The 25,308-nt window shown below is 54.1% G+C and carries 20 protein-coding genes; 10 read left to right on the forward strand and 10 right to left on the reverse strand.

The annotated features are described in order from the left end of the window. Positions 1–2: 2 nt before the first annotated feature. Positions 3–1,913 (reverse strand): ABC transporter ATP-binding protein, encoded by a 1,911-nt coding sequence (locus FHW71_RS07935; RefSeq protein ID WP_179451348.1) that lies wholly within the window; start codon positions 1,911–1,913, stop codon positions 3–5. A 5-nt stretch (positions 1,914–1,918) separates the two neighbouring features. Further along, positions 1,919–4,036, reverse strand: a complete 2,118-nt coding sequence (gene rlmKL, locus FHW71_RS07940) for a bifunctional 23S rRNA (guanine(2069)-N(7))-methyltransferase RlmK/23S rRNA (guanine(2445)-N(2))-methyltransferase RlmL (RefSeq protein WP_061717099.1) — start codon at positions 4,034–4,036, stop codon at positions 1,919–1,921. 108 nt (positions 4,037–4,144) lie between these two features. Here rlmKL and FHW71_RS07945 point away from each other — a divergent pair, with 108 nt between their 5' ends. After that, positions 4,145–5,254 (forward strand): MOSC N-terminal beta barrel domain-containing protein, encoded by a 1,110-nt coding sequence (locus FHW71_RS07945; protein ID WP_179451350.1) that lies wholly within the window; start codon positions 4,145–4,147, stop codon positions 5,252–5,254. Between the two features lie 5 nt (positions 5,255–5,259). On the opposite strand, the gene FHW71_RS07950 is transcribed toward FHW71_RS07945, so the two are convergent. The 5 genes from FHW71_RS07950 to FHW71_RS07970 all read right to left on the reverse strand — a co-directional run bounded on the left by FHW71_RS07950 (position 5,260) and on the right by FHW71_RS07970 (position 10,527). After that, positions 5,260–5,802 (reverse strand): cell division protein ZapC, encoded by a 543-nt coding sequence (locus FHW71_RS07950; protein WP_179451352.1) that lies wholly within the window; start codon positions 5,800–5,802, stop codon positions 5,260–5,262. A gap of 148 nt (positions 5,803–5,950) precedes the next feature. Next, positions 5,951–6,961, reverse strand: a complete 1,011-nt coding sequence (pyrD, locus tag FHW71_RS07955; RefSeq protein WP_154192141.1) for a quinone-dependent dihydroorotate dehydrogenase — start codon at positions 6,959–6,961, stop codon at positions 5,951–5,953. Positions 6,962–7,080: 119 nt separating this feature from the next. Then, on the reverse strand, positions 7,081–8,082 hold the full coding sequence (locus tag FHW71_RS07960) for a glycosyltransferase (RefSeq protein ID WP_238541688.1): 1,002 nt from the start codon (positions 8,080–8,082) through the stop codon (positions 7,081–7,083). Between the two features lie 2 nt (positions 8,083–8,084). Continuing rightward, on the reverse strand, positions 8,085–9,602 hold the full coding sequence (locus FHW71_RS07965; protein WP_061723609.1) for an oligosaccharide flippase family protein: 1,518 nt from the start codon (positions 9,600–9,602) through the stop codon (positions 8,085–8,087). A 97-nt stretch (positions 9,603–9,699) separates the two neighbouring features. Then, the gene (locus FHW71_RS07970) at positions 9,700–10,527 is read right to left on the reverse strand and encodes a hypothetical protein (RefSeq protein ID WP_179451354.1); all 828 of its coding nucleotides are present in this window, start codon (positions 10,525–10,527) and stop codon (positions 9,700–9,702) included. A 755-nt stretch (positions 10,528–11,282) separates the two neighbouring features. On the opposite strand from FHW71_RS07970, the gene ssuE reads away from it, so the two are divergent. The 5 genes from ssuE to ssuB are packed head-to-tail and all read left to right on the forward strand — an operon-like array spanning position 11,283 to position 15,549. Then, positions 11,283–11,834 (forward strand): NADPH-dependent FMN reductase, encoded by a 552-nt coding sequence (gene ssuE, locus FHW71_RS07975; protein ID WP_008102350.1) that lies wholly within the window; start codon positions 11,283–11,285, stop codon positions 11,832–11,834. 10 nt (positions 11,835–11,844) lie between these two features. After that, the gene (locus FHW71_RS07980) at positions 11,845–12,813 is read left to right on the forward strand and encodes a sulfonate ABC transporter substrate-binding protein (RefSeq protein WP_061717113.1); all 969 of its coding nucleotides are present in this window, start codon (positions 11,845–11,847) and stop codon (positions 12,811–12,813) included. A 2-nt stretch (positions 12,814–12,815) separates the two neighbouring features. Beyond that, positions 12,816–13,961, forward strand: a complete 1,146-nt coding sequence (ssuD, locus tag FHW71_RS07985; RefSeq protein WP_008102354.1) for an FMNH2-dependent alkanesulfonate monooxygenase — start codon at positions 12,816–12,818, stop codon at positions 13,959–13,961. A gap of 11 nt (positions 13,962–13,972) precedes the next feature. Beyond that, a complete protein-coding gene (ssuC, locus tag FHW71_RS07990) occupies positions 13,973–14,761 on the forward strand; it encodes an aliphatic sulfonate ABC transporter permease SsuC (protein ID WP_008102356.1) in 789 nt (262 codons plus the stop codon). Continuing rightward, positions 14,758–15,549: an aliphatic sulfonates ABC transporter ATP-binding protein gene (gene ssuB / locus FHW71_RS07995; RefSeq protein WP_008102357.1), complete on the forward strand. Its 792-nt coding sequence runs from the start codon at positions 14,758–14,760 to the stop codon at positions 15,547–15,549. The genes ssuC and ssuB overlap by 4 nt, the downstream gene beginning before the upstream one ends. Positions 15,550–15,588: 39 nt before the next feature. On the opposite strand, the gene pepN is transcribed toward ssuB, so the two are convergent. Further along, entirely contained in the window at positions 15,589–18,204 is a 2,616-nt protein-coding gene (pepN, locus tag FHW71_RS08000; protein WP_179451356.1) for an aminopeptidase N, read from the reverse strand. 253 nt (positions 18,205–18,457) lie between these two features. On the opposite strand from pepN, the gene pncB reads away from it, so the two are divergent. The 4 genes from pncB to FHW71_RS08020 all read left to right on the forward strand — a co-directional run bounded on the left by pncB (position 18,458) and on the right by FHW71_RS08020 (position 24,015). Further along, positions 18,458–19,663, forward strand: coding sequence for a nicotinate phosphoribosyltransferase (gene pncB / locus FHW71_RS08005; protein ID WP_036647933.1), 1,206 nt, complete (start codon positions 18,458–18,460; stop codon positions 19,661–19,663). Between the two features lie 152 nt (positions 19,664–19,815). Further along, a complete protein-coding gene (asnS, locus tag FHW71_RS08010) occupies positions 19,816–21,216 on the forward strand; it encodes an asparagine--tRNA ligase (protein ID WP_008102363.1) in 1,401 nt (466 codons plus the stop codon). 299 nt (positions 21,217–21,515) lie between these two features. Next, complete coding sequence (gene ompF / locus FHW71_RS08015) at positions 21,516–22,625, forward strand: porin OmpF (protein WP_008102365.1); 1,110 nt, start codon at positions 21,516–21,518, stop codon at positions 22,623–22,625. 199 nt (positions 22,626–22,824) lie between these two features. Continuing rightward, complete coding sequence (locus FHW71_RS08020) at positions 22,825–24,015, forward strand: amino acid aminotransferase (RefSeq protein ID WP_179451358.1); 1,191 nt, start codon at positions 22,825–22,827, stop codon at positions 24,013–24,015. A 44-nt stretch (positions 24,016–24,059) separates the two neighbouring features. On the opposite strand, the gene FHW71_RS08025 is transcribed toward FHW71_RS08020, so the two are convergent. Both FHW71_RS08025 and FHW71_RS08030 read right to left on the reverse strand, forming a co-directional pair. Continuing rightward, complete coding sequence (locus FHW71_RS08025) at positions 24,060–24,692, reverse strand: MBL fold metallo-hydrolase (RefSeq protein WP_179451360.1); 633 nt, start codon at positions 24,690–24,692, stop codon at positions 24,060–24,062. Between the two features lie 36 nt (positions 24,693–24,728). Further along, positions 24,729–25,280 (reverse strand): YcbK family protein, encoded by a 552-nt coding sequence (locus FHW71_RS08030; protein WP_008102370.1) that lies wholly within the window; start codon positions 25,278–25,280, stop codon positions 24,729–24,731. Positions 25,281–25,308: the final 28 nt, after the last annotated feature.

Raw genomic sequence — 25,308 nt, forward strand, 5'->3', positions numbered from 1 at the left:
GATTACGCGCCGTTTTTCAGCGCTTCCAGCTCTTCCCAACGTTCAAATGCCACTTCCAGTTCCTGTTCGGTTTGCGCTAACGCATCCAGAACCGGCTGGGTTTTATCGTGTGGCTGGCTGAAGAAGTCCGGATGACTCATTTTTGCCTGCAACTCACCGATGCGGGTTTCCAACTGTTCCAGTTTTTGCGGCAGCTGTTCCAGCTCACGTGCCAGGTTATAGCTTAGCTTGTTGGCTGGACGTTTGGCGGCGTCACTTTTCTCTGCAGTTTTCGTCGGTGCAGCCGATTTGGCCTGAGTGGCTTTACCCTGCTTATAAGCGGCGCGCTGCTGCTGTGCATCGTGATAGCCACCAACAAAGGTACCGATTTCGCCGTTGCCTTCGAAGATCCAGCACTCCGTCACGGTGTTGTCGACAAATTGACGATCGTGGCTCACCAGCATCACGGTGCCCTGATAACCATCCACCAGCTCTTCCAGCAGTTCCAACGTTTCGACGTCGAGGTCGTTGGTTGGTTCATCGAGAATCAGCAGGTTGCTTGGCTTGAGGAACAAACGCGCCAGCAGCAGGCGGTTACGCTCACCGCCGGACAAGGCGCGCACTGGCGTCATGGCGCGTTTCGGATGGAACAAGAAGTCCTGCAGGTAACCGAGCACATGGCGCGGTTTGCCGTTAACCATCACTTCCTGCTTACCTTCTGCGAGGTTATCCATCACGGTACGATCCGGATCCAGCTCGGCGCGGTGCTGATCGAAGTAAGCGATTTCCAGCTTGGTACCGCAGTGTACGCGGCCGCTGTCGGCTTTCAGCTGATCCAGCATCAAACGCAGCAAGGTGGTTTTACCGCAACCGTTCGGGCCAATCAGGGCGATTTTGTCACCGCGCTGTACCTGAGTAGAGAGGTCTTTCACCAGGGTTTTGCCACCCACGCTGTAATTGACATCTTCCATCTCAAACACGATTTTGCCGGAACGTGCCGCTTCGCCGACCTGCATATTGGCTTTGCCCATCACTTCACGGCGTGCAGAGCGCTCGTTACGCAGCGCTTTCAAGGCACGTACGCGGCCTTCGTTACGCGTGCGGCGCGCTTTGATGCCCTGACGGATCCACACTTCTTCCTGCGCCAGCTTGCGGTCGAACTCGGCGTTTTGCATCTCTTCGACGCGCAGCGCTTCTTCTTTACCGGTCAGGAACAGATCGTAGTTGCCCGGCCAGGAAACCAGCTTGCCGCGATCGAGATCGACAATACGCGTTGCCATGTTGCGGATAAATGAACGGTCATGCGAGATGAACACGATGCTGCCGCTAAAAGTCTTAAGGAACGTTTCCAGCCAGTCGATGGTTTCGATATCGAGGTGGTTCGTTGGTTCGTCAAGCATCAGCACGCGCGGGTTGCTCACCAACGCGCGGCCCAATGCCGCTTTACGCAGCCAGCCGCCGGAAAGCGAAGAGAGTTCGGTATCCGCATCCAGACCAATCTGCAGCAGCACGTCGTTGATACGGCTATCCAGCTGCCATAGGTTTTGATGGTCAAGAATGGTTTGCAGACGGCCCATCTCGTTGAGGTTCTTCTCGCTTGGATCTTCCATCACCAGATGGGAAATCGCGTGATAAGCCTTAAGATGCTCAGCCTGCTCGGCCACGCCTTCGGCAACGAAGTCGTATACGGAACCGGTAATGTTGCGTGGCGGATCCTGTTGCAGACGCGCCACCACCAAATCCTGCTCATAAATGATGCGGCCATCATCCAGCGGCTGTTCGCCGTTGATGATTTTCATCAGCGTCGATTTACCGGCGCCATTACGGCCAACCAGACAGACGCGTTCGCCCTCTTCGATATGCAGTTCGGTGTTATCCAACAGCGGCGCATCGCTGAACGAGAGGTAAGCGCCATGGATACTGATCAGTGACATAAAACTTATTCCTTACCGGCGTGGCTAACCAGCCAGCAGTTGTGAATTTGACGGTTGCGCGCGAAATCCTGCGACAGCGTTTTTTGGGTAATTTCCTGCGCCTGCAGACCCAGACGTTCTAAGCCGTCGAGATCCATTTTGAAGCCGCGCTTATTGTTGGAGAACATAATGGTGCCACCGCGACGCAGCAGACGTTTCAGGTTCTGCATCAGCATCATGTGATCGCGCTGCACGTCGAAATCGTCTTCCATGCGCTTTGAGTTAGAGAACGTCGGTGGATCAATAAAGATCAAATCGAACTGCTCATCACTCTCGCGCAGCCAGCTCAGGCAATCCGCATGCATCAGGCGGTGCTGACGGCCGGTTAAACCGTTAAGACGCAAGTTGCGCTCGGCCCACTCGAGATAGGTACGCGACATATCTACGGTGGTGGTGGTTTTCGCGCCACCCAAACCGGCGTGCACGCTGGCGGTGCCGGTATAGGCAAACAGGTTGAGGAAATCTTTGCCTGCACTCATCTTGCCGAGCATCTGGCGCGCGATACGGTGATCGAGGAACAAACCAGTATCCAGATAATCGGTGAGATTCACCAGCAGGCGCGCATCAAATTCCTGCACTTCGAAGAAATCGCCCTTCTCGCCCAGCTTTTGATACTGGCTTTTACCTTTCTGACGCTCGCGGGTTTTCATCACCAGACGATTCGCCGGGATCTCCAGCACGCTCAGCGTGGCGCTGATCACATCGAACAGACGCTGACGCGCTTTGTTGGCGTCCACGGTTTTCGGCGGCGCATACTCCTGAATCACCACCCAATCAGCGTAACGATCGACCGCCACGTTGTACTCAGGCAGATCGGCGTCATACAGGCGATAGCAGTCGATATTCGACTGACGCGCCCATTTATCCAGCTTCTTCAGGTTTTTGCGCAGGCGGTTAGCAAAATCTTCCGCGATCTGCGCGCCGCCTTCTGCGCTGGTCGCAGCCAGCTGATAGTTTTTCTGTACGCACTCGAGCGGGCCGTTTTTGGCTTTGAACTGGCGATCGGCACGCAGTTGCAAGCAGCTCAGCAACTCTGGCGAGGCGCTGAACAGCGACAGATTCCAGCCGCCGAAATTCTGCTTCATGATGCGGCCCAACTGGCTGTGCAGCGCAATCAGCGCCGGTTCGCTTTCCAGACGCTCACCGTACGGCGGGTTGCTCAATACCGTGCCAGTAATCTCTTTGCCCGCCAGCGGGTTCTTCAGCTTGATCACATCCTGCTGCGCGAAGGTGAACAGCTCGAACACGCCTGCACGACGGGCGTTGGCGCGCGCCGATTCCAGCACGCGGCTGTCATTATCGTAGCCAAAGAAACGGGCGGTCGCCGCAGCGGTGCCGACGCGTGCGCGCTCTTTCGCGGCAGCATGAACCTCCTGCCACACCGCCTGATTGTGTTTCTTCCAGCGATTAAAGCCCCAATGGGTACGCAGCAAGCCAGGTGCGCGATCGCAGGCGATCAGCGCCGCCTCCAGCAGCAGCGTACCGGAACCACACATCGGATCGACCAGCGGCGTGCTGCTCTGCCAACCCGAACGCATCACAATGGCCGCCGCTAAGGTTTCTTTTAACGGCGCGGCGCCGGTTTGCTGGCGATAGCCGCGCTGATGCAGTGAATCACCGCTCAGATCCAACGCAATGCTGACGCGATCTTTGTTCAGCCACGCATTGATGCGGATGCCCGGCTGTTCACGATCAACGTTCGGACGTTCCAGGTTCTGACGGGTAAAGCTGTCAACGATGGCATCTTTGATACGCAGCGCACCGAACTGGCTGTTGCGGATCACCTCGTTGGTGCCGCTAAAATGGATGGCAAAACTGGTGTTGCTGTCGAACATCTCGGTCCATGGAATACTTTGCGCACCCACGTAAAGATCGAGATCGCTCCAGACGCCAAATTCTCCCAGCGGCAGCAAAATGCGCGAAGCCAGACGGCTCCACAGCAGGCTTTGGTACATTACATGGTCGTCGGCCTGAAAGTGGACGCCGCCCTGCACCACCTGCAAATCCTGCGCACCCAGCGCGTCTAGCTCACTTTTCAACAGCTCTTCGAGCCCACGCGCCGTACTGGCAAACAGAGAATTCATATCGTCACTTTTTACTCTTGCTTAAATTGCTGCGCATTATAGCGAATCAGCGTGCTATGTCATAAAGTTAGCTTCTTTTAAACTTATGACCCTATTTCTGGAGTGGTGATGATTACGCTTTCACGCCTTTACATCCATCCCGTTAAATCTATGCGCGGTCTGCAACTGTCACATGCGCAGGTGCTGGAAAGCGGTCTGGGCTTTGATCGCATCTTTATGGTGACCGAACTGGACGGCACGTTTGTGACCGCGCGCCAGTTTCCGGAAATGGTGCGTTTCACACCCGCGCTGCTGCCGGATGGCCTGTTTTTACAAGCACCGGATGGTTCACAGGCGCTGGTCCGCTTCAATGATTTTACCGCTGAGCAGTCACCTACCGAAGTTTGGGGCAACCATTTCACCGCGCGTATTGCACCGGAAACGATTAATAGCTGGTTGAGCACCTTCTTCCCGCGTCCGGTGCAACTGCGCTGGACCGGCGCGGAACCGACGCGCCGCGTGAAGCGTTTTGATCATGTGCCGCTGAGCTTTGCCGACGGTTTTCCCTACCTGCTGGTGAATATGGCCTCATTGCAGGATCTGCAACAGCGCTGTCCGGCCAGCGTGCGCGTTGAGCAGTTCCGACCCAATCTGGTAGTAAGCGGCGCGGCCGCGTGGGAGGAAGATAGCTGGAAACGTCTGCAAATTGGTGAGATCACTTTTGAAATGCCGAAGCCGTGCAGCCGCTGCGTGTTTACCACCGTCGGCACCGAAACCGGCCGTAAACATCCTAATGGCGAACCGCTCACCACCTTGCAGGGTTTCCGCAGCGCGCAGGATGGTAGCGGCGATATCGATTTCGGCCTGAATTTGATTGCGCTCAACAGCGGCATTATTCGCGTCGGCGATGCGGTGACTATTCTTGAGAAGCAAACACCACGCGCTTACGGTGCGGGCGCCGTGATTGAAACGCTGGCGCCGGCCGCCAGCAGCCACAGCGCAGTGACCATTGATTATCAAGGTGCGCGCTTTAGCGGCGACAATCAGCAAGTGTTGCTGGAACAGCTGGAGATGCAGGGTTTCCGCATTCCCTACTCGTGCCGCGCCGGACTCTGTGGCAGCTGCAAAGTGACGTTGGTCGCGGGTGAAGTGAAAGCACTGAAGAAAAGCGCGGTGCGCGCGGATGGTACGATATTGAGCTGCAGCTGTATTCCGTCAGGCGATATCGAACTGGCGTAAGCCGATTACACCGCCCGCGCAAAGTGGGCGGTTTGTTCCTGCTGCTGTGGACGCAGGCGATCGTTCATGATCTTTATCGCATCACCCAACTGCATACCTTTACCTGCCACGTTCAACGCGTTTTGCGCTAATAAGCACAGCGCCGCATTTTCACCGCTTTCAACCACAAACAGTTGTGCCTGTTCGCCGCTATCAGCCAGCGTCACGGCCACCATATCGCCCGCAGCGGGCTGCCAGCTGTGCGCGTGATGAGCAAAGTGCCAGCTTTTAGGCATTAACGGTTTGAGAAAACGGCTGGCCACCAGCGCGTTTAAAACTAATTCGGCACGCTGATCGCCTTTTAATCCACTCTGACGGCAACGTTCTTCAAAGGTAAAATAGAGCGCGGCGTCATCAACGCAAAAACCGCTGACATTAAATGCATCAGGCGTCAGCATTTTACGCGAAAAGCGCGAGCGAAATAACATGCCGTCGGCTAAATCCAGCATCATGCGGTCATGCTCTGCGTCGAAATACCAACGCCAGTTGTCATCAGGTTTGATTTTCATGATCTGCCCTGTGGTTTATCGCTGCGCTAAATGGCGCTTAATTAAAAAAATAAATCTGAGAAAAAGCTGAAAAATGCACCAGCAGGACAAAATATAAACGAGCCGAAGGGATAAATAAACCCCTCGGCGCAGTAAAGTGGGAAATGTCTTAGAGGTGGGTCACGATATCTTTAATTAAGCCTGGGCCTTTATAAATAAATCCGGAGTATATCTGCACTAATGTTGCACCTGCGGCAATTTTCTCGCGCGCAGAAACCAGGGAATCAATACCACCGACGCCAATAATAGGTAAGCGGCCCTGCAGCTCTTGCGCCAGGCGGCGAATCACTTCGGTGCTGCGTGATTGCACCGGACGACCACTTAATCCACCCGCTTCTTCGGCATATTTAAGGCCGGTCACCAGCGAACGATCGAGCGTGGTATTGGTGGCAATCACACCATCAATATTGTGGCGCAGCAAACTGTCAGCAACCTGGATCAATTCTTCTTCGGTAAGATCCGGCGCGATCTTTACCGCCACCGGCACATATTTAAGGTGCCGTTCTTGCAGCTCTTGCTGTTTTAATTTGATGGCAGAGAGAAGATCATCCAGCGCTTCACCATATTGCAGCGTGCGTAATCCTGGCGTGTTCGGCGACGAAATATTGATGGCAATATAACCGGCGTGGGCATATACCTTTTCCATGCAGATCAGATAATCGTCTTTGCCATTTTCCACCGGCGTATCTTTATTTTTGCCAATATTGATGCCGAGAATGCCTTTAAAGCGCGACTTTTTGACGTTAGCGATCAGATGATCAACGCCGTGATTATTAAACCCCATGCGGTTAATAATCCCTTCCGCAGGCACTAAGCGGAACATACGCGGTTTATCATTTCCCGGTTGCGCTAGCGGCGTTACCGTTCCCACTTCGACAAAACCAAAGCCCATCGCGCCGAAGGCATCAATGCACTCGGCATTTTTATCGAGGCCAGCCGCTAAGCCGAGCGCGTTGGGGAAGGTTAATCCCATGCAGGTGACCGGACGTGATGGCAGCGACTGGCGAATCAGCCCTTCCAGCGGGGTGCCGCTGATAAAACGCAGTTGTTGAAAGGTGAGTTCGTGCGCACGCTCAGGATCAAGCTTAAACAGCGCCGGCCGGACGATAGGATATAACATGCACTCTCCTCAATGACGGAAACCAGGGAAGTCGGGGTGCACGGGAAAATGTGCGCCAGAATGGTAAGGTGCTCTGGCGCAAAAGTAAATTGTTCTACTGCATCACAATTTGATCGTTATCAGCGTCGTGCAGAATAGCGGCCAAGCTGTTCACGACACGCCTGCAGGCCGCTGTAAATCGTCGGGCAGTACCACATCAGCTTCAGACGCGCGCTGTGCTGCAACACATTGCGCACCAGCTGATTCACCTGCGGCTGCCAATCTGTCGGAATCACCATGTGATTTTTGCGGATCTGCGCCAGGCAGCTGTGCATCACCGTTTGGTAATAGCTATCCAGCAAGGCCGCATCCACCGGCAATTGCTGGTCACGCAGGAACTGTTCGCTGCTTTCACGCGCAATAAAGTAGTTTTTCACGTAGGAAAAATCGCGCGTGCTTTGCGATAACGAGGTCAGCATAAAGCGCTTGTAGTAGTAGCTTTGACTGGTGCAATAGATGTTACGCGCCTGCAGATAGAGCGCAAACATGTACGGTGCATCTTCATGGTTCTGGATCGGCAGAAACTGCAGCGCCAGTTGATCAATTAAGCGACGCGAAATGATGCTGCTCCACACCACGCGGTGCGCCGACTGATGCTGCATCAGCGTACGCAAGCTGGTGCTGCCGCCGGGCAATAATCCACTGACATGACGCTGGTGAATGGTTTGATAGTGACGCTGCGCGGCGGGCAGATCGAAGAACATTTTTGCGCCAAAGCAGAACAGGTCAATATCCTCATGGCGCGCCTGCACGCGACGGAAGTCGGCGAACAAGTCGGTGGAGACAAAATCATCCGCATCCATGAAGTAAACAAAATCGCCGGTTGCGACTGACAGTCCTTTCATACGCGCGGCACTGACGCCGCCGCGCTCACCGCTCAGCAGCATCACCTGCGGATGCTGGGCCGCAAACGCCGTTAGCCAGGCCACGCTGCTATCGCTGGAGCCATCGTCGATAACAATGATCTGTTCCGGCGGCGATGACTGCCGTAACAAAGAACTCATCGCTTCTGGCAGCCAGGGCGCGCAATTCCAGTTCGGAATGATGACCGAAACCGTAGGGATACGGTGAGATGACATCATGCTCATCCTCTTTCCTCAACGTTAAACAACGGAATTCTGAGACGCTTCAACACCACGCTGTGCAGCAGGCAGCAGACACCAAGATTGAACGCGCCAATCAAGCCGAGCCACAGCAGGTTGATCCAGCGATTTTGATTCCACTCGATCGGCAAGAAAGTGCTCAACCAGGCGATGGCGGCGGAAACCGCCCAAATCAGCATTACGTCGCGGGTTAACCAGGTGAAATGAATGCCCGGCGCGAAACGGCGATGCACCAGCCACGCCCAACCCACCAGATAGAAGATGTTTTGCCCCAGCCACAACCAACCGGTGCCCAACGCGCCGTAGTGAATAGCGCACCAGATGTTGAGCGGCACCAGCAGCACGGCAAAGCAGGTGAAGCCTTTCATGTGCAGCTTGAGGTTGCCGTTGATGTATTGCAGGTGATAGAGCAAGCCACAGATGGCCTGAATGCCGCTGCCCAACGCGTACAGGCTGAGAACAAACGACATCTCATCAACAATCTGACTCTTCTGCGTCCATGCCCACAGCAGCGGGCCGGCGTAACAGGCAATAGTAATGCTGAGCGGCGCCATAAAGATCGCCACCGCCTGCGTGGTGTAGCGATAGAGTTTCAGCGACTCCGCATCGCCCTCTTTACGGGTTTTCATGCCGGTCATACGTGGCACAATCGCCTGCATAATCGGGCTGCTGAGCAGCAGAATGCCGGTCGCAGCCGTCGCCACCACGGTAAACGAACCGTATTCGCTTAGCGGCAGCGTCTTGGAAAGTACCAATCGGTCGATTTGCGAAATAAAGGTCCACACCGCACTGGAAAACGCCGCGCTGAGGGCAAAACGAATAAAGGGTTTCAGCACCTCTTTCAGATCGCCGCGCTTCTCTTTGCGCGCCGCTTTGGGGATCAGCTGGCAGGATTTGTAGATACAGCAGGCCGCTTCGGCAATCGATACCAGCAGTTGCCAGACAAAGAACGCCAATACCGGATTGGAGAAGAACTGAATCACCAGCACTGCGCCGAAGGTGCGTAAGGTGGTGATGACCAGGTTGACGCCGTTCAGCCAGACTTGATGTTCGAAGCCGACAATCACGCTGCGATACGGACTGGTGCGCCAGCGAATCGCGGCGGTAATCACCATAATCGCCACGGCAATCACCACATCGCCCGCCGGAAGATGACGTGCATCTAACCAATGCGTGGCAATCCACGGCGTTGCCAGCCAACCCAACACCACCAGCACAATGGTGGAGAACAGGAAGAATTTGGTCAGCGTGGCAAACAGCGCCGGGAACCAGACGAACTCCGCCTGATTTGCACGATAGCGCGCCGCTTCCCGCATTAAGGTAGTAGAAACACCGGCATCAAGTAATTGCAGCCAGGTTAATAAGATCGAAAAGAAGCCCACTAAACCGTAGGCTTCCATTCCTAAGTGTTGAATATAAAGTGGTACAACCAAAATACCTGACAGCGTCAGATAGATTTGACCAACATAGTTGGCAATCGCGTTACGTTTTATAGACATAGGTGTTTTGGCATCTGGGGATTATCTCAGTGGCCTTAAGCGTGACATAAAAGTATTCACGCGCACACCGGAGTTATTCTTAAAATTAACCTTGGTGCTAAGCGCCCAGCCTTTTTCTCATTTTCATCATGGAGAAATAGATGTCAGGTTGTTTCAGCATAAGTTTTTCCATTGCTCCCTTGGCCGGGAAGTTTTCCGCAAAGTAGGTTAATGCGTGGCGGGTATTATCTGAGAATTTCGCCGCGCCACTTAACTCGTACTGGACTAATTGCAATAAGCCGCTGCGTAAATAACTTTCCCGATAGCGGTTTCGCTCTGGAATATAGTGTGACAAACGCGTGAGTTTTTCATAATCAGTAATAAATTGCTGATAAGTTAAGCGCGGCGAGGCATCGGCTTTGGTGGTCAGCGACGCTTCGCTGGCGTAATCGAGTACCCACGCAGTTTGCGTATGCAGTAATCCGGCGAGCATCACATCCTGAATACGCGTCAGCGGCGCACCCACGCGGGCCAGGCCAGCACGCAAGATCACCGCAAAGCCGCCCTGCTGCCACCAGCGCTGCTCATGCAGCTGCTGAAACAGCTGCAGAGACGAGTGTAAACCGTTCGCCAGCTCGCGCTTCGCCAGTGAGATAATAAAGCAGTTCAGCTCTGGACGCTGGTCACTGAGCTTCGCCACGTCCTGCAGCAGGCTGGCCGGCAAGGCGCTGCGTTCGGCGCTGAACAGCAGGAAATCATCTTCTGCAGGCGTGCTGTGCGGGAAGGTTGGCAGCAATGAAGAAGTAAGATGCGCACCCGCGGCATCGGGTTGCAGCCAATAACACACCAGCTCTTCTTCTGGTTTAGGTGAGGGTGAGATGCGATTGAAGGTGGCAGGCACGACCTGCTGCTCAGTTAAATCCTGAGCAAATGAAGAACTACCCATATTTATCTCCCTAAGAATAAATTGGCTTGCCGCAACGGCAGTTCACGCCACAAAACGCGGGCGTAAATAAATAAGTGAAATATCGTTATCGTGTTCTAGCGGAAATTAGCTCAACCAATTATAAACAGGCCGGGGATTGTAATTCCAACCACTATTAGTATTAACACGTAACTTAAGAGATTCATTGTTTAGCGCGACTGCATGAAGTGTGAAGTTGATCTGCGCAAAGTTGCATTAGTTGTAACCGGCAAGATGAATGGCACGTATTTTATTAACCTTTATTCGCGTTTCGACATAAATTTCGTGAAATAAAAACCACGCTATATTAGGAAACAATCAAACCTTACTAAGGTTAATCCGATTCATAAAAAAATGAATAGTGGTGAATTGCTGGTTTTTCCCCATATCTTTCAATAGTAACCTCCGCATTTATCCGGCATCCACGTGGTCTGTGTAAATATATTTCTCCGGTTACTTCTCTGTTTTACCCATGCATTACGACCCTTAATCATTAAACTCAGTCCAATGGGCCTCAGGATTTATATAACCGCCTACTTCCTGCACCGCTTTTCAGATTATGCCTAAGTGCCCATCGGCAGCTTTTTTACCCTTCCTTTATATGTCGCTGGCTATCCCATTTTGCGACTTAGGATTACCAGATAAATCATTTAAGCCTCGCTGCCCGCTCTGACAGTATTGAACATATCAGTTCTGAATATCAGATAATCAATAACTTTCAGTTATAAGGAGTGACCATGCGGGTTATTACGCTGGCGGGCAGCCCTCGCTACCCTTCACGCTCTACTGCGCTGCTGAGCCTTTGCCAGCACGCGCTGGAAGCACGCGGCGTCGAAGTGATTCCGTGGAATATTCACAACTTCCAGCCTGAAGATTTGCTCTATGCACGCTTCGATTCACCTGCCTTAGCCGCGTTGAAAGCTGATTTGGCGCTGGCGGATGGCGTGATTGTCGCCACGCCTATTTATAAAGCTTCGTTTTCTGGCGCACTGAAAACTCTGCTCGATCTGCTGCCAGAGCGCGCGCTGGAGCACAAAGTGGTGCTGCCACTGGCCAGCGGCGGCAGCGCGTCACATCTGCTGGCGGTGGATTACGCGCTGAAGCCGGTGCTGAACGCGCTGAAGGCGCAGGAAGTGCTGCACGGCGTGTTCGCCACTGACGGCCAGATTACTGATTACGATCGCCAGCCGCTGCTCGATCCGCTGCTATCGCAACGCATTGACGAAGCGCTGGATACCTTCTGGCACGCGCTGCATCGTCGCCACCAACCTTACGCACAAGCGGTATAAAGGAAGAGAGATGAAAAGGATATTGACGGGTTTACTCATGCCAGCCGTAGCGGCACTGCTCACCTTGAGCGTGAGCGCCCAGGCCGCCGACGCACCCGAACAGTTGCGTATCGGATATCAGAAAGGTTCGGTGAGCATGGTTTTGGCGAAAACCCATAAGCTGCTTGAGCAGCGCTTCCCGCATACCAACATCAAGTGGGTGGAATTCCCGGCGGGCCCGCAGATGCTCGAGGCGCTTAACGTCGATAGCATCGATTTGGGCAGCACCGGCGACATTCCACCGCTGTTTGCCCAAGCTGCGGGTGCCGATCTGCTGTACGTCGGCTCGGAGCCACCTAAGCCGCAGGCCGAAGTAATTCTGGTGCCGAAAGATAGCCCGATTCACAGCGTGGCCGAACTGAAAGGCCATAAAGTGGCGTTCCAGAAAGGCTCCAGCTCGCACAACTTGCTGTTGCGTGCGCTGGAACAAGCCGGACTGAGCTTTAAAGATATTCAGCCAACCTATCTGACACCCGCCGATGCGCGCGCCGCGTTCCAGCAAGGTGACGTCGATGCCTGGGCGATTTGGGATCCTTACTACTCAGCCGCCCTGCTGCAAGGCAACGTGCGCGTGCTGGCCGACGGCAGCAAACTCAATCAAACCGGCTCCTTCTATTTAGCCACGCGCAAATACACCGAGGCTAACGGCGCCTTCGTGCAGCAGGTTCTGAATACCTTCAGCGACGCCGATGCATTAACGCGCAGTCAGCGCGACCAGAGTATCGATCTGCTGGCAAACGCCATGGGCTTACCGAAACCGGTGATTGCCAGCTATCTCGACCATCGTCCACCGACCACCATTACGCCGGTCAGCGCCCATACCGCGCAGGCCCAACAGCAAACGGCCGATCTGTTTTATGCCAATCATCTGATGCCGGTAAAAGTGAATATCGCTGACCGCATCTGGCATCCACAATCCGCCCAGCCTAAAGGAAATTAATCATGAGCGTATCCGTATTTTGGTTTCTCCCGACGCACGGCGATGGTCACTATCTTGGCACAGCGGAAGGTTCGCGCCCGGTTGATCATGGTTACCTGCAACAGATTGCGCAGGCAGCGGATCGCCTTGGCTTCGGCGGCGTGCTGATCCCCACCGGCCGCTCCTGTGAAGATGCCTGGCTGGTGGCAGCATCACTGATTCCGGTGACGCAGCGTCTGCGTTTCCTCGTTGCACTGCGTCCGGGCGTGATTTCACCGACGCAAGCGGCGCGTCAGGCCGCCACGCTGGATCGTCTGTCGAATGGTCGCGCGCTGTTTAATCTGGTTACCGGCGGCGATCCGGAAGAGTTGGCAGGCGATGGCGTATTCCTCGATCACCGCGAACGCTATGAAGAATCCGCCGAGTTTACCCGCGTCTGGCGTCGCGTAAGCGAAGGCGAAACGGTCGATTACGAAGGCAAGCATGTGAAAGTGCGCGGTGCGCGTCTGATGTTTAAAGCGGTGCAGGAACCGCGTCCGCCGCTGTGGTTTGGCGGATCGTCGGATGCCGCGCAGGATCTGGCCGCCGAGCAGGTTGATGTTTATCTCACCTGGGGCGAACCGCCCGCGTTAGTTAAAGAGAAGATTGAGCAAGTGCGCGCCAAAGCGGCGGCACAAGGCCGCACCGTGCGCTTCGGGATTCGTCTGCACGTGATTGTGCGTGAAACTAATGAAGAAGCGTGGCAAGCGGCGGATCGCCTGATTGCTCATCTTGACGATGCCACCATTGCCAAAGCGCAGGCCGCGTTTGCGCGCACCGATTCAGTGGGCCAGCAGCGCATGGCGGCACTGCACGGTGGACGTCGCGACAAGCTGGAGATCAGCCCGAACCTGTGGGCCGGTGTCGGTCTGGTGCGTGGCGGCGCGGGAACCGCGTTAGTGGGTGATGGCCCAACCGTGGCGGCGCGCATGCAGGAGTATCAGGATCTCGGCATCGAGACCTTTATTCTCTCCGGCTATCCGCATCTGGAAGAGGCTTATCGCGTTGGCGAGTTGCTGTTCCCGCACCTCGATTTGGCGATTCCGGAAGTACCGAAGCCGCGCGTGGTGCAAGCGCACGGCGAAGCGGTGGCCAACGATTTCACGCCGCAAAAAGTGTCACAGAGCTAAAGGAGCCGATCATGGCGAACGTTAAAACCAAGCTGACGAATGCTGTGCTGCCCTGGGTGTTGCCGGTGGTGCTGATTGCGGTATGGCAACTGGCATCGCAAGTGGGTTGGCTGTCGACGCGCATTTTGCCGTCGCCAGAAAATATCCTCATCACCTTCTGGAAGCTGACGGTGAGCGGTGAACTGTGGCAAAACCTGGCGATCAGCAGCTGGCGTGCCGCCATCGGTTTCTCCATTGGCGGCTCGATTGGTTTAATTTTGGGTTTGATAACCGGCACCTCGCGCGTCGGTGAGCGCTTGCTGGATACTTCAGTGCAAATGCTGCGTAACGTGCCGCATCTGGCGCTGATTCCGCTGGTGATTCTGTGGTTTGGCATCGACGAATCCGCCAAGATTTTCCTCGTGGCGCTGGGCACCTTGTTCCCGATTTACCTCAACACTTATCACGGCATTCGTAACATTGATCGGGGTTTAGTCGAGATGGCGCGCAGCTACGGCTTGTCTGGCTGGAGCCTGTTCATTCAGGTGATTCTGCCGGGTGCGTTGCCTTCGATTATGGTTGGCGTGCGTTTTGCCCTTGGCCTGATGTGGCTGACGCTGATTGTCGCCGAAACCATTTCCGCTAACTCCGGCATTGGTTATCTGGCAATGAACGCGCGTGAATTCCTGCAAACCGACGTGGTGGTGGTGGCCATCATTCTCTATGCCCTGCTCGGCAAACTGGCTGACGTTGCGGCACAACTGCTGGAGCGCGTCTGGCTGCGCTGGCATCCGGCCTACCAATTGAAGGAGAACGCATGAGCAACGCAACCCTAAATCCGGCGCGTTTAAATCGCGGTACGCCGGTTGGTGTGAATGGCGTCAGCAAGCAATATGGCGATCGCACCATCCTGAATAATATCGATCTGCATATTCCGTCCGGGCAGTTTGTCGCCGTCGTCGGCCGCAGCGGCTGCGGGAAAAGTACCTTGTTGCGTCTGCTGGCGGGACTCGAATCGACCACGCGCGGTGCCTTGCTGGCGGGCAATGCGCCGTTATCCGAGGCACGCGAAGATACGCGTTTGATGTTCCAGGATTCACGCTTGCTGCCGTGGAAAAAGGTAATTGATAACGTTGGGCTGGGACTGAAAGGCCGCGAATGGCGCGCCGCCGCGCTGGACGCGCTGGAAGCCGTGGGATTGGCGGACCGCGCCAACGAGTGGCCTGCTGCGTTGTCCGGCGGACAGAAACAGCGTGTGGCGCTGGCACGTGCGCTGATTCATCGTCCAGGTTTGCTGCTGCTCGATGAGCCACTCGGTGCGCTGGATGCGTTGACGCGCATCGAAATGCAGGGATTGATTGAGTCGCTGTGGCAGCAGCATAACTTCACTGTGCTACTGGTGACGCACGATGTCAGCGAAGCGGTGGCGATTGCCGATCGCGTGCTGCTCATCGAGGAAGGACAGATTGGCCTGGATTTGCTCGTCGATTTGCCACGCCCACGCCGTCGTGGATCGGCACGTCTGGCAGAGCTGGAAGCGGAAGTGCTGGATCGGGTGATGAAACGCGGTTTGTCGGAACAGCCGTTGAAGTTTGCGCAGCAGAGTTAGTGATAGAGGTCGCCATAAATGGCGACCCTACGGTTACTTTTACGCGTTCAACGCCTTGGTAATCTTCTCGTACAGATCGCCAGACAGCTTATCCAGCCCTTTCAACGTTTCCAGCGCCTTACGCATCAGCGCCTGACGATCGGCATCGTAGCGTTTCAGGCGAATCAGCGGCTCGATCATCCGTGCAGCCACTTGCGGGTTGCGCGTGTTCAGATCGGTCAACATCTCCACCAGGAACTGATAACCGCTGCCATCTTTGGCGTGGAATGCCGCTGGATTGCCTGAGGCAAACGCACCAATCAGTGAACGGATACGGTTCGGGTTGCCCATGGTGAACGAACGGTGATTCAGCAGCTTACGCACGTTGCTCAGCACATCCGCCGCTGGGCTGGTGGCTTGCAGCACAAACCATTTATCCATCACCAAACCATCCTGATGCCAGCGCTCATCATAGGCCGCCAGCAGCGAATCGCGGCATGGCAGGTTCGCCGCTACCGCTGCCGCCAGCGCCGCTAATGCGTCGGTCATGTTGTTCGCCTGCTGATATTGCGCCTGCACCAGCTTGTCGGCCTGTGCCGCATCGGCAAACGCCAGATAGCCGAGGCAGACGTTTTTCAGCGTGCGCTTGCCAATCTCCGCATGCTCAATTTTGTATTCGCCGCTTTGGTTGGCCAGATAGAGCGCGAAGAATTCGTCACTCAACTCTTTAGCCAGCGTACGTACCAGCGCATCGCGCACTGCCGAGATCGCCAGCGGATCGATGACATCAAACAGTTCGGCGATTTCATTCTCAGACGGCAGCGACAGAATCAGCACTTTCAACGCTGGGTCGCCCTGCTCATCCAGCAATACCGCGCGGAACGCATCGGCCACATGTAGCGGCAACGACAGCGGCTGACCTTGCTGATGACGCGCCACGTTGAGGCGAATGTAGGTCGCCAGCAGGCTTTGCGCCGCATCCCAGCGCGCGAAGTCGTTGCGCGCGTGGCGCATCAGAAAGGTAAGTTGTGCATCGCTCCATTTATAATCGAGCTTCACTGGCGCCGAGAATTCACGCAGCAGCGATGGTACCGGCTGGAAATACACGTTATCGAAAATAAAGGTCTGAAACTCTTCGGTAACATTCAGCACGTGATGCACCGGATGACCGTTATGCTGCAGCGGGATCACCTTGCCTTCGTTATCGTACAGTTCGATATCCAGCGGAATGTGCAGCGGCAACTTCTCTTTTTGTTCGGCGGTGGCTGGCGTGCGCTGGGTGACGTGCAGCGTGTACTGTTCCAGTTCTGGATTGTAGTCATCGCGCACCGTCAGAATCGGCGTGCCCGCCTGGCTGTACCAGCGGCGGAACTGCGACAGATCGACGTTCGACGCATCTTCCATCGCCTGCACGAAATCATCACAGGTTGCGGCGCTGCCATCGTGACGCTCGAAGTAGAGTTGCATGCCTTTCTGGAAGTTCTCTTCGCCCAGCAAGGTGTGCATCATGCGGATCACTTCTGAACCTTTTTCATACACCGTTAAGGTGTAGAAGTTGTTCATTTCGATCACCTGATCCGGACGGATCGGATGCGCCATTGGGCTGGCGTCTTCCGCGAACTGCGCACCGCGCATCACGCGTACGTTATCGATACGGTTCACCGCGCGCGAACCGAGATCGGAGCTGAACTCCTGATCGCGGAACACCGTCAAACCCTCTTTCAGGCTGAGCTGGAACCAGTCGCGGCAGGTCACGCGGTTGCCGGTCCAGTTGTGGAAATATTCGTGACCGATAACGGCTTCAATACCGAGGTAATCTTTGTCGGTGGCGGTTTCAGCTTTCGCCAGCACATATTTGGAGTTGAAGACGTTGAGGCCTTTGTTCTCCATCGCGCCCATATTGAAGAAATCCACCGCGACGATCATAAAGATGTCGAGGTCGTACTCAAGGTTAAAGCGCTCTTCATCCCACTTCATGCTGGCTTTCAGCGAGGTCATCGCCCAATCGGCACGATCGAGGTTGCCGCGATCGACAAAGATCTCCAGCGCCACATCACGACCAGAACGGGTAGTAAAGCTATCGCGTAATACGTCGAAATCACCCGCCACCAGCGCAAACAGGTAGCACGGTTTCGGGAACGGATCTTGCCACTTCACCCAATGGCGGCCATCTTCATGGCGCCCGCTCTCCAGCTTGTTGCCGTTGGAGAGCAAGTAAGGATAACGCGCGGCATCGGCAATGATGGTGGTGGTGAAGCGCGCCAGCACGTCAGGGCGATCGAGATACCACGTAATGTGGCGGAAACCTTCGGCTTCACATTGGGTACAGAGCGCCTCGCCAGATTGGTATAACCCTTCCAGCGCGGTGTTTTTATCCGGATGAATGTCATTAATGATGGTCAGAGTGAAGTTGTCCGGTAGCTGGCTGATGAACAACGCACCCTCTTCTTCGCGGTAATGCGACCACGGATTGCCATCCACCGCCAGCGATACCAGTGTGAGATCTTCGCCATCCAGACGCAGTTCAGCATCGGCAGCGCCCAGACGCTTCAGCTGACTGACCGCTGTGACGCGCGTCGAAGCTGCATCCAGATCAAAAGTCAGGTCGATATCGGTAATGGTGTAATCCGGCGCACGGTAATCGTGGCGATATTTAATTTGCGGCTGTTGCGTCATGAGTCCTTCTCGCATCGTTAAATCGTTAATATGTTGACCCGTCAAAGTCTAAGCGGGTTGTGCCTTGGTTGCCACGGTCAATGCGTGCGTTCGTTGAAAAGGCTACAATTCATTAACAATGGCACAAATGACCCTCGACCTGCCACCCGCAATTATGGTGTGATCGCGGTCATTACTGTTTTATACTCCTGCGTCTTTATGACTTTGTTGAACACCGGGCTCTGCTCCGCGGAAGAGGATGCTGAAACGCACCATGACTGGACATGCTTCCCCGATTTTGACCACGCTGCTTGATACCGATGCGTACAAGCTTCATATGCAGCAGGCCGTCTATCATCGCTATTATGATGTCCCGGTTACGGCGGAATTTCGCTGCCGTGGCGACGAACTGCTCGGTATTTATGCGGACGAGATCCGCGCACAAATTGAAACCCTGCAAACGCTCGCCCTGAGCGACGATGAGTATCACTACCTCAGCGGGCTGCCTTTCTTCCAAAGCGATTACCTTAACTGGCTGCGCCAGTTCCGCCTCGATCCGTCACAAGTCAACGTGCGTAATAACAACGGCCATCTGACGATTCAGATCAGCGGGCCGTGGCGTGAAGTGATTCTGTGGGAAGTGCCGCTGCTGGCGCTGATCAGTGAGGTGGTGCATCGCCATCGCACGCCGCAAATGGGTGTGGATCAGGCTGTTGCGCACTTGCAGCACAAGCTTACGGATTTCCGCCAGCAGGTCGGCGATTTGGATATGTCACGCTTCCAGTTGATGGATTTTGGTACGCGTCGGCGCTACTCCAAAGCGGTGCAGGAAGCGATTGTCGCTACGCTCAAAGCGGAATTTCCGTGGCTGGTTGGCACCAGTAACTACGATTTGGCGCGTCGCCTGCAGCTTAATCCGGTGGGCACGCAAGCACACGAATGGTTCCAGGCGCACCAGCAAATCAGTCCGGTATTGGCGAACAGCCAACGTGCGGCGCTGCAATCCTGGCTGGACGAGTATGACGACCAGTTAGGTATCGCCCTGACCGACTGCATCACCATGGATGCCTTCCTGCGCGACTTTGGTCCCGGTTTTGCTCATCGTTATCAAGGCCTGCGCCATGACTCCGGCGATCCAGTGGAATGGGGTGAAAAAGCCATTGCGCACTATCAGCGTCTGGATATCGATCCAAAAAGCAAAACGCTGGTGTTCTCAGATAATCTCAATCTGGATAAAGCGCTGGCGCTCTATCGTCACTTCGGCCAACGGGCCAACGTGGTATTCGGTATCGGAACGCGCTTGTCCTGCGATATTCCGGGCGTGACGCCGCTGAATATCGTGATCAAACTGGTGAGCTGCAATGGCAAACCGGTGGCAAAACTCTCCGACAGCCCCGGCAAAACCATTTGCCAGGATAAAGCCTTCGTGCGCGCCTTGCGCAAAGCCTTCGATCTGCCGCTGGTCAAAAGAGCCAGCTGATTCTTATTGCAGGGTGCTTGCACCCTGCTTTCACGCAACAAATCTCCGATTAACCCGGCAATTTTGCTTGTTTCCTGTCGGCTCGCAAGTAACATAGCAAAACCCTGAAAAAGGGCTTTTATCCACCTTCTTTTATATATAGAGAGAACTTTATGAGCGTTGTGCCTGTAGCGGATGTACTGCACGGCCGTGTCGCGGTTGACAGTGAAGTCACCGTACGTGGTTGGGTGCGTACCCGAAGAGATTCCAAAGCTGGTCTTTCCTTTATCGCCGTTTACGACGGTTCCTGCTTTAATCCCGTTCAGGCCGTCGTCAATAATTCTCTGAATAATTATCAGGATGAAGTGCTGCGTCTGACCACCGGCTGCTCGGTGATCATTACCGGCAAAGTGGTCGAGTCGCCAGGCGAAGGCCAGGCCTTCGAGATGCAGGCAACCAAGGTTGAAGTCACCGGTTGGGTTGACGATCCGGACACCTATCCGATGGCGGCAAAACGTCACAGCATCGAATACCTGCGTGAAGTGGCGCATCTGCGTCCGCGTACTAATTTGGTGGGCGCCGTGGCACGTGTGCGTCATACGCTGGCGCAAGCGCTGCATCGCTTCTTCCACGAAAACGGTTATTTCTGGGTTTCGACTCCGCTGATCACCGCTTCGGATACCGAAGGTGCCGGCGAGATGTTCCGCGTTTCAACGCTGGACCTGGAAAACCTGCCGCGCGATCCGCAGGGCAAAATCGATTTCGATAAAGACTTCTTCGGTAAAGAAGCGTTCCTGACCGTATCCGGCCAGCTCAATGCCGAAACTTACGCCTGTGCGCTGTCGAAGGTGTATACCTTTGGTCCAACTTTCCGCGCAGAAAACTCCAACACCAGCCGCCATCTGGCGGAATTCTGGATGCTGGAGCCGGAAATTGCTTTCGCAACGCTGGATGATGCCGCAGCTCTGGCTGAATCTATGCTGAAATACGTGTTCCAGGCCGTTCTCAACGAGCGTGCTGATGACATGGCCTTCTTTGCTGAGCGCGTGGATAAAGATGCGATTGCGCGACTCGAGCGTTTCGTGACTACCGACTTTGCTCAGGTGGATTACACCGATGCGGTTGAAATCCTGCTGAAAAGCGGCCAGACCTTCGAGAACCCGGTTTCATGGGGCGTGGATCTGTCATCCGAGCATGAGCGTTACCTCGCAGAGCAGCACTTCAAAGCGCCAGTGGTAGTGAAAAACTATCCGAAAGACATCAAAGCCTTCTATATGCGTATGAATGAAGATGGCAAAACCGTGGCGGCGATGGATGTACTCGCGCCGGGCATCGGTGAAATCATCGGTGGTTCACAGCGTGAAGAGCGTCTGGATGTGCTGGATGCGCGTCTGGCGGAAATGGGTCTCAATAAAGAAGATTATTGGTGGTATCGTGACCTGCGTCGTTATGGCACCGTGCCACATGCTGGTTTTGGATTAGGTTTCGAACGATTAATCGCCTATGTCACCGGCGTACAAAATGTAAGGGATGTTATCCCCTTCCCACGTACTCCACGCAACGCGAATTTCTAAATTTAGCGATTAATTATAAGTAATTCATATATATAAAGAGGTCGGCCTAGCCGGCCTTTTTTTATTTTTGTAAATTTAGAGTTCTCTCACAAAGTTCCCGATATTTTACATTTTGTAATACATATTTTCCTTTTGATACCTAATCGAGAGATTTGAATCATTTTCGGGCTAGAATTAGCAACCCTGTGATGGAAAGATGCGTGCAGACACAGGAGACATCAAACTTCTTTCAAGGTTCTGTAAAGATTTCTTGGCAGCAGTGGCAGATGTCCAAATAACTCCAATGAGGGTAATAAAAAATGATGAAGCGCAACATTCTTGCAGTGGTTATCCCTGCTCTGTTAGCTGCCGGCGCAGCAAACGCAGCAGAAATCTATAATAAAGACGGCAACAAGCTGGACCTGTACGGTAAAGCTGTTGGTCTGCACTATTTCTCGGATGACGCTGGCAGCGACGGCGACCAGACTTATGTTCGCTTCGGCTTCAAGGGTGAAACCCAGATTAATGACCAACTGACCGGTTACGGCCAGTGGGAATACAACATTCAGGCTAACAACTCTGAAGGTTCTGATGCACAAGACGGCAACAAAACCCGTCTGGGCTTCGCAGGTCTGAAATTTGGCGATGCGGGTTCAATCGACTACGGTCGTAACTACGGCGTTGTATATGACGCAATTGGCTGGACTGACGTTCTGCCAGAATTCGGTGGCGACTCAGGTTACTCAGACAACTTCATGAACGGTCGTAGCACCGGCCTGCTGACCTACCGTAACACCAACTTCTTCGGTCTGGTTGACGGTTGGAACTTCGCAGCACAGTACCAGGGCAAAAACGATCGCTCTGATATCCGCCGTGCAAACGGTGACGGCTATGGTCTGTCAACCTCTTACACCTCACCAATCGGTGTTGGTGTAGCTGCAGCCTATAGCAGCAGCGACCGTACTAATGCGCAGTCAGCTGGTACTGTGCGTGATACTGATACTTCAACCAACGTAGCGACTGGTGTTGGCGCTGGTAAACGTGCTGAAAACTGGGCAACTGCTCTGAAGTATGACGCTAACAACGTATACCTGGCAGCAATGTACGGCGAAACTCGTAACTCGACTCCAATCAGCTCTGGTGACTTGTCTGCGTTCGCTAACAAAGCTCAGAACTTCGAAGTTGTTGCACAGTACCAGTTCGACTTCGGTCTGCGTCCGTCCATCGCCTATGTTCAGTCTAAAGGCAAAGACATCGAAGGCGTTGGCGATGCTGACCTGGTTAAATACATTGAAGTTGGCGCAACTTACTACTTCAACAAAAACATGGCTACCTACGTTGATTACAAAATCAACCAGCTGAACGATGACAACCCACTGGGTATTGCTACCGACGACGTAGTTGCACTGGGTCTGGTTTACCAGTTCTAATCACCCGATTAGATTTGCGTAATACCTAAAAACGGAGCCTTCGGGCTCCGTTTTGCATTTCAGTGATCGGCTTCGCAATTAGCTTTTCTACTTTATCCTGCTGACATATTTCTTTTTTATATCAGCGGTTGGCAAGCGTGCCAACTGACGTTAACCTGATAACTCATTTCGCTAAAGTTCACCCAAACGGAACTGACTCATGTTTGAATCGATCTCTGCCGCACCCGCCGATCCTATTCTGGGACTGGCTGACCTTTTTCGTGCCGACGACCGCACGAATAAAATCAATCTTGGCATTGGTGTTTATAAAGATGAAACCGGTAAAACGCCGGTGCTCACCAGTGTTAAAAAAGCTGAGCAGTATTTGCTGGAAAATGAAACCACCAAGAACTACCTGAGCATTGATGGTCTGGCGGATTTCGCACGTTGCACGCAGGAGTTACTGTTCGGCAAAGAGAGCGCACTGATTTCAGCCGGTCGCGCCTGCACCGCACAAACGCCAGGCGGCACCGGTGCCCTGCGCGTTGCGGCAGATTTTCTGGCAAACCAGACCAGCGTAAAGCGCGTTTGGGTGAGCAATCCAAGCTGGCCGAACCATAACAATGTGTTCAACGCTGCTGGCCTCGAAGTATGTGATTACGATTATTACGATGCTGCAAGCCACAGCCTGGATTTCGACGCTATGGTTGCATCACTGCAGGAAGCCAAAGCGGGCGATGTAGTCCTGTTCCACGGCTGCTGCCACAACCCAACCGGCGTTGATCCTTCTGCAGAGCAATGGCAGCAGCTGGCGCAGCTGTCGCAAGAGAAAGGCTGGCTGCCGCTGTTTGATTTCGCCTATCAGGGCTTTGCTCGCGGTCTGGACGAAGATGCGGAAGGGCTGCGTATTTTTGCCGCTTCACATCAGGAACTGATCGTTGCCAGCTCTTACTCGAAGAACTTCGGTTTATATAACGAGCGTGTTGGTGCATTAACGCTGGTTGCAGCGAGCAGCGACGTGGCAAAAACCGCGTTTAGCCAAGTGAAATATACGATTCGCGCCAACTACTCCAATCCGCCGTCACACGGTGCGGCAGTTGTCGCCACCATCCTCAGCAACGATGCGCTGCGTACCATCTGGATTCAGGAGCTGACCGATATGCGTCAGCGTATCCAGCGCATGCGTCAGCTATTTGTGAACACGTTGGCAGAGAAAGGTGCTAATCAGGACTTTAGCTTCATCATCAAGCAAAATGGTATGTTCTCGTTCAGCGGCCTGACCAAAGATCAGGTAGTACGTCTGCGTGAAGAGTTTGGTGTGTATGCTGTAAATTCTGGTCGCGTTAACGTGGCAGGCATGACGCCAGATAACATGTCGGCGCTGTGTGAAGCGATTGTCGCGGTTTTATAAGCCAGGTTACAAATAACGACAAATGGGCCTAGATGGCCCATTTTTTATTCTTGCAGGAACGGATTGCTGAGGCGCTCACGACCTAGCGTTGAGATAGGCCCGTGACCCGGCACAAAAGTCACATCATCGCCCAGCGGCAGCAGCTTGGTTTTAATCGCATCGATCAAGTCGCTATGGCTGCCCTGCGGGAAATCGGTACGTCCCACGCCACCGTTGAAAATCACATCACCTGAAATCAGCAGACGTCCTGCACGATCAAAGAACACGATGTGTCCCGGCGTATGGCCAGGACAAAGCAGCACTTCCAGCACAACATTACCGACCTGCACTGTTTCGCCCTCTTCCAGCCAGCGATCGGGCGTCAACGGCGCGCATTCGGGTAATCCAAACATGCGGCTCTGTGTAGGCAGATTGTCTAACCAGAAAGCATCAAGCGGATGCGGACCGACAATCGGCACCTGATAATGTGCTGCAAGTTCCGCAGCGGCACCAACGTGATCGAGATGTCCATGTGTGAGCAGGATTTGTGACGGCGTTAAACCACGTTCTGCCAGCACGGCTTTAATGGTTTCTGCATCGCCGCCGGGATCGACCAATGCGGCTTGTTGGGTTTCGTCATCCCAAATAACTGAACAGTTTTGGGAAAAAGCCGTAACCGGAATAATTTGGTAATTCATAGCGCTCCATGACCGACACACGCAGCGCTGCCGGTATCAGGACCAGTGCCTTGCAGGCCCGGTATCTATGTGTACGAAGTTGCTGCGCGGGTAATATCCTACACCACCGGCGCGCATAGATAACGCGGCTTTGCGAACATTGCTCAACGAAATTCCCTCAATGTGGAAATCCATCGCTTGTCCTTTGGTGTGATAGCTTTTTTTCGCCACGCCCGGACCCGATTCACGCAGCATAGTGTTAGTGGCTAAAGTGCGGTAACCCGAAATCAACTGCACCGGCTTACGCGTATCGAGCAACGTTTGCAGGCGGTAAAGCTGATCAAAAAGATGGGGATCGATGTTCTTCACCTGATTGGCGCGGTAATCACGGAAAAAGTGATTTAAGCGGGCTAACTCATCCTTGTCATAACGCTTACCGTTAAAAAACTCCGTTTTAAGGGTTTCGCCGGTGTGAAGGTTACTAAGTGTCAATACTCGAGGGCGGGCGGTGGAAAGCGAAGCCAGAGCGGAGCCAGGAAGCAGTGATAATCCTGCAGCTGCGCCTCCAATCAAGAGTAATCGACGACGTTGAGAATCAATATTAGCCATGAAGCGAGGTTACCTAGTCTAAAGCGGA

The organism is Enterobacter sp. Sphag1F, from assembly GCF_014193275.1.
Classification (GTDB): domain Bacteria; phylum Pseudomonadota; class Gammaproteobacteria; order Enterobacterales; family Enterobacteriaceae; genus Pantoea; species Pantoea symbiotica.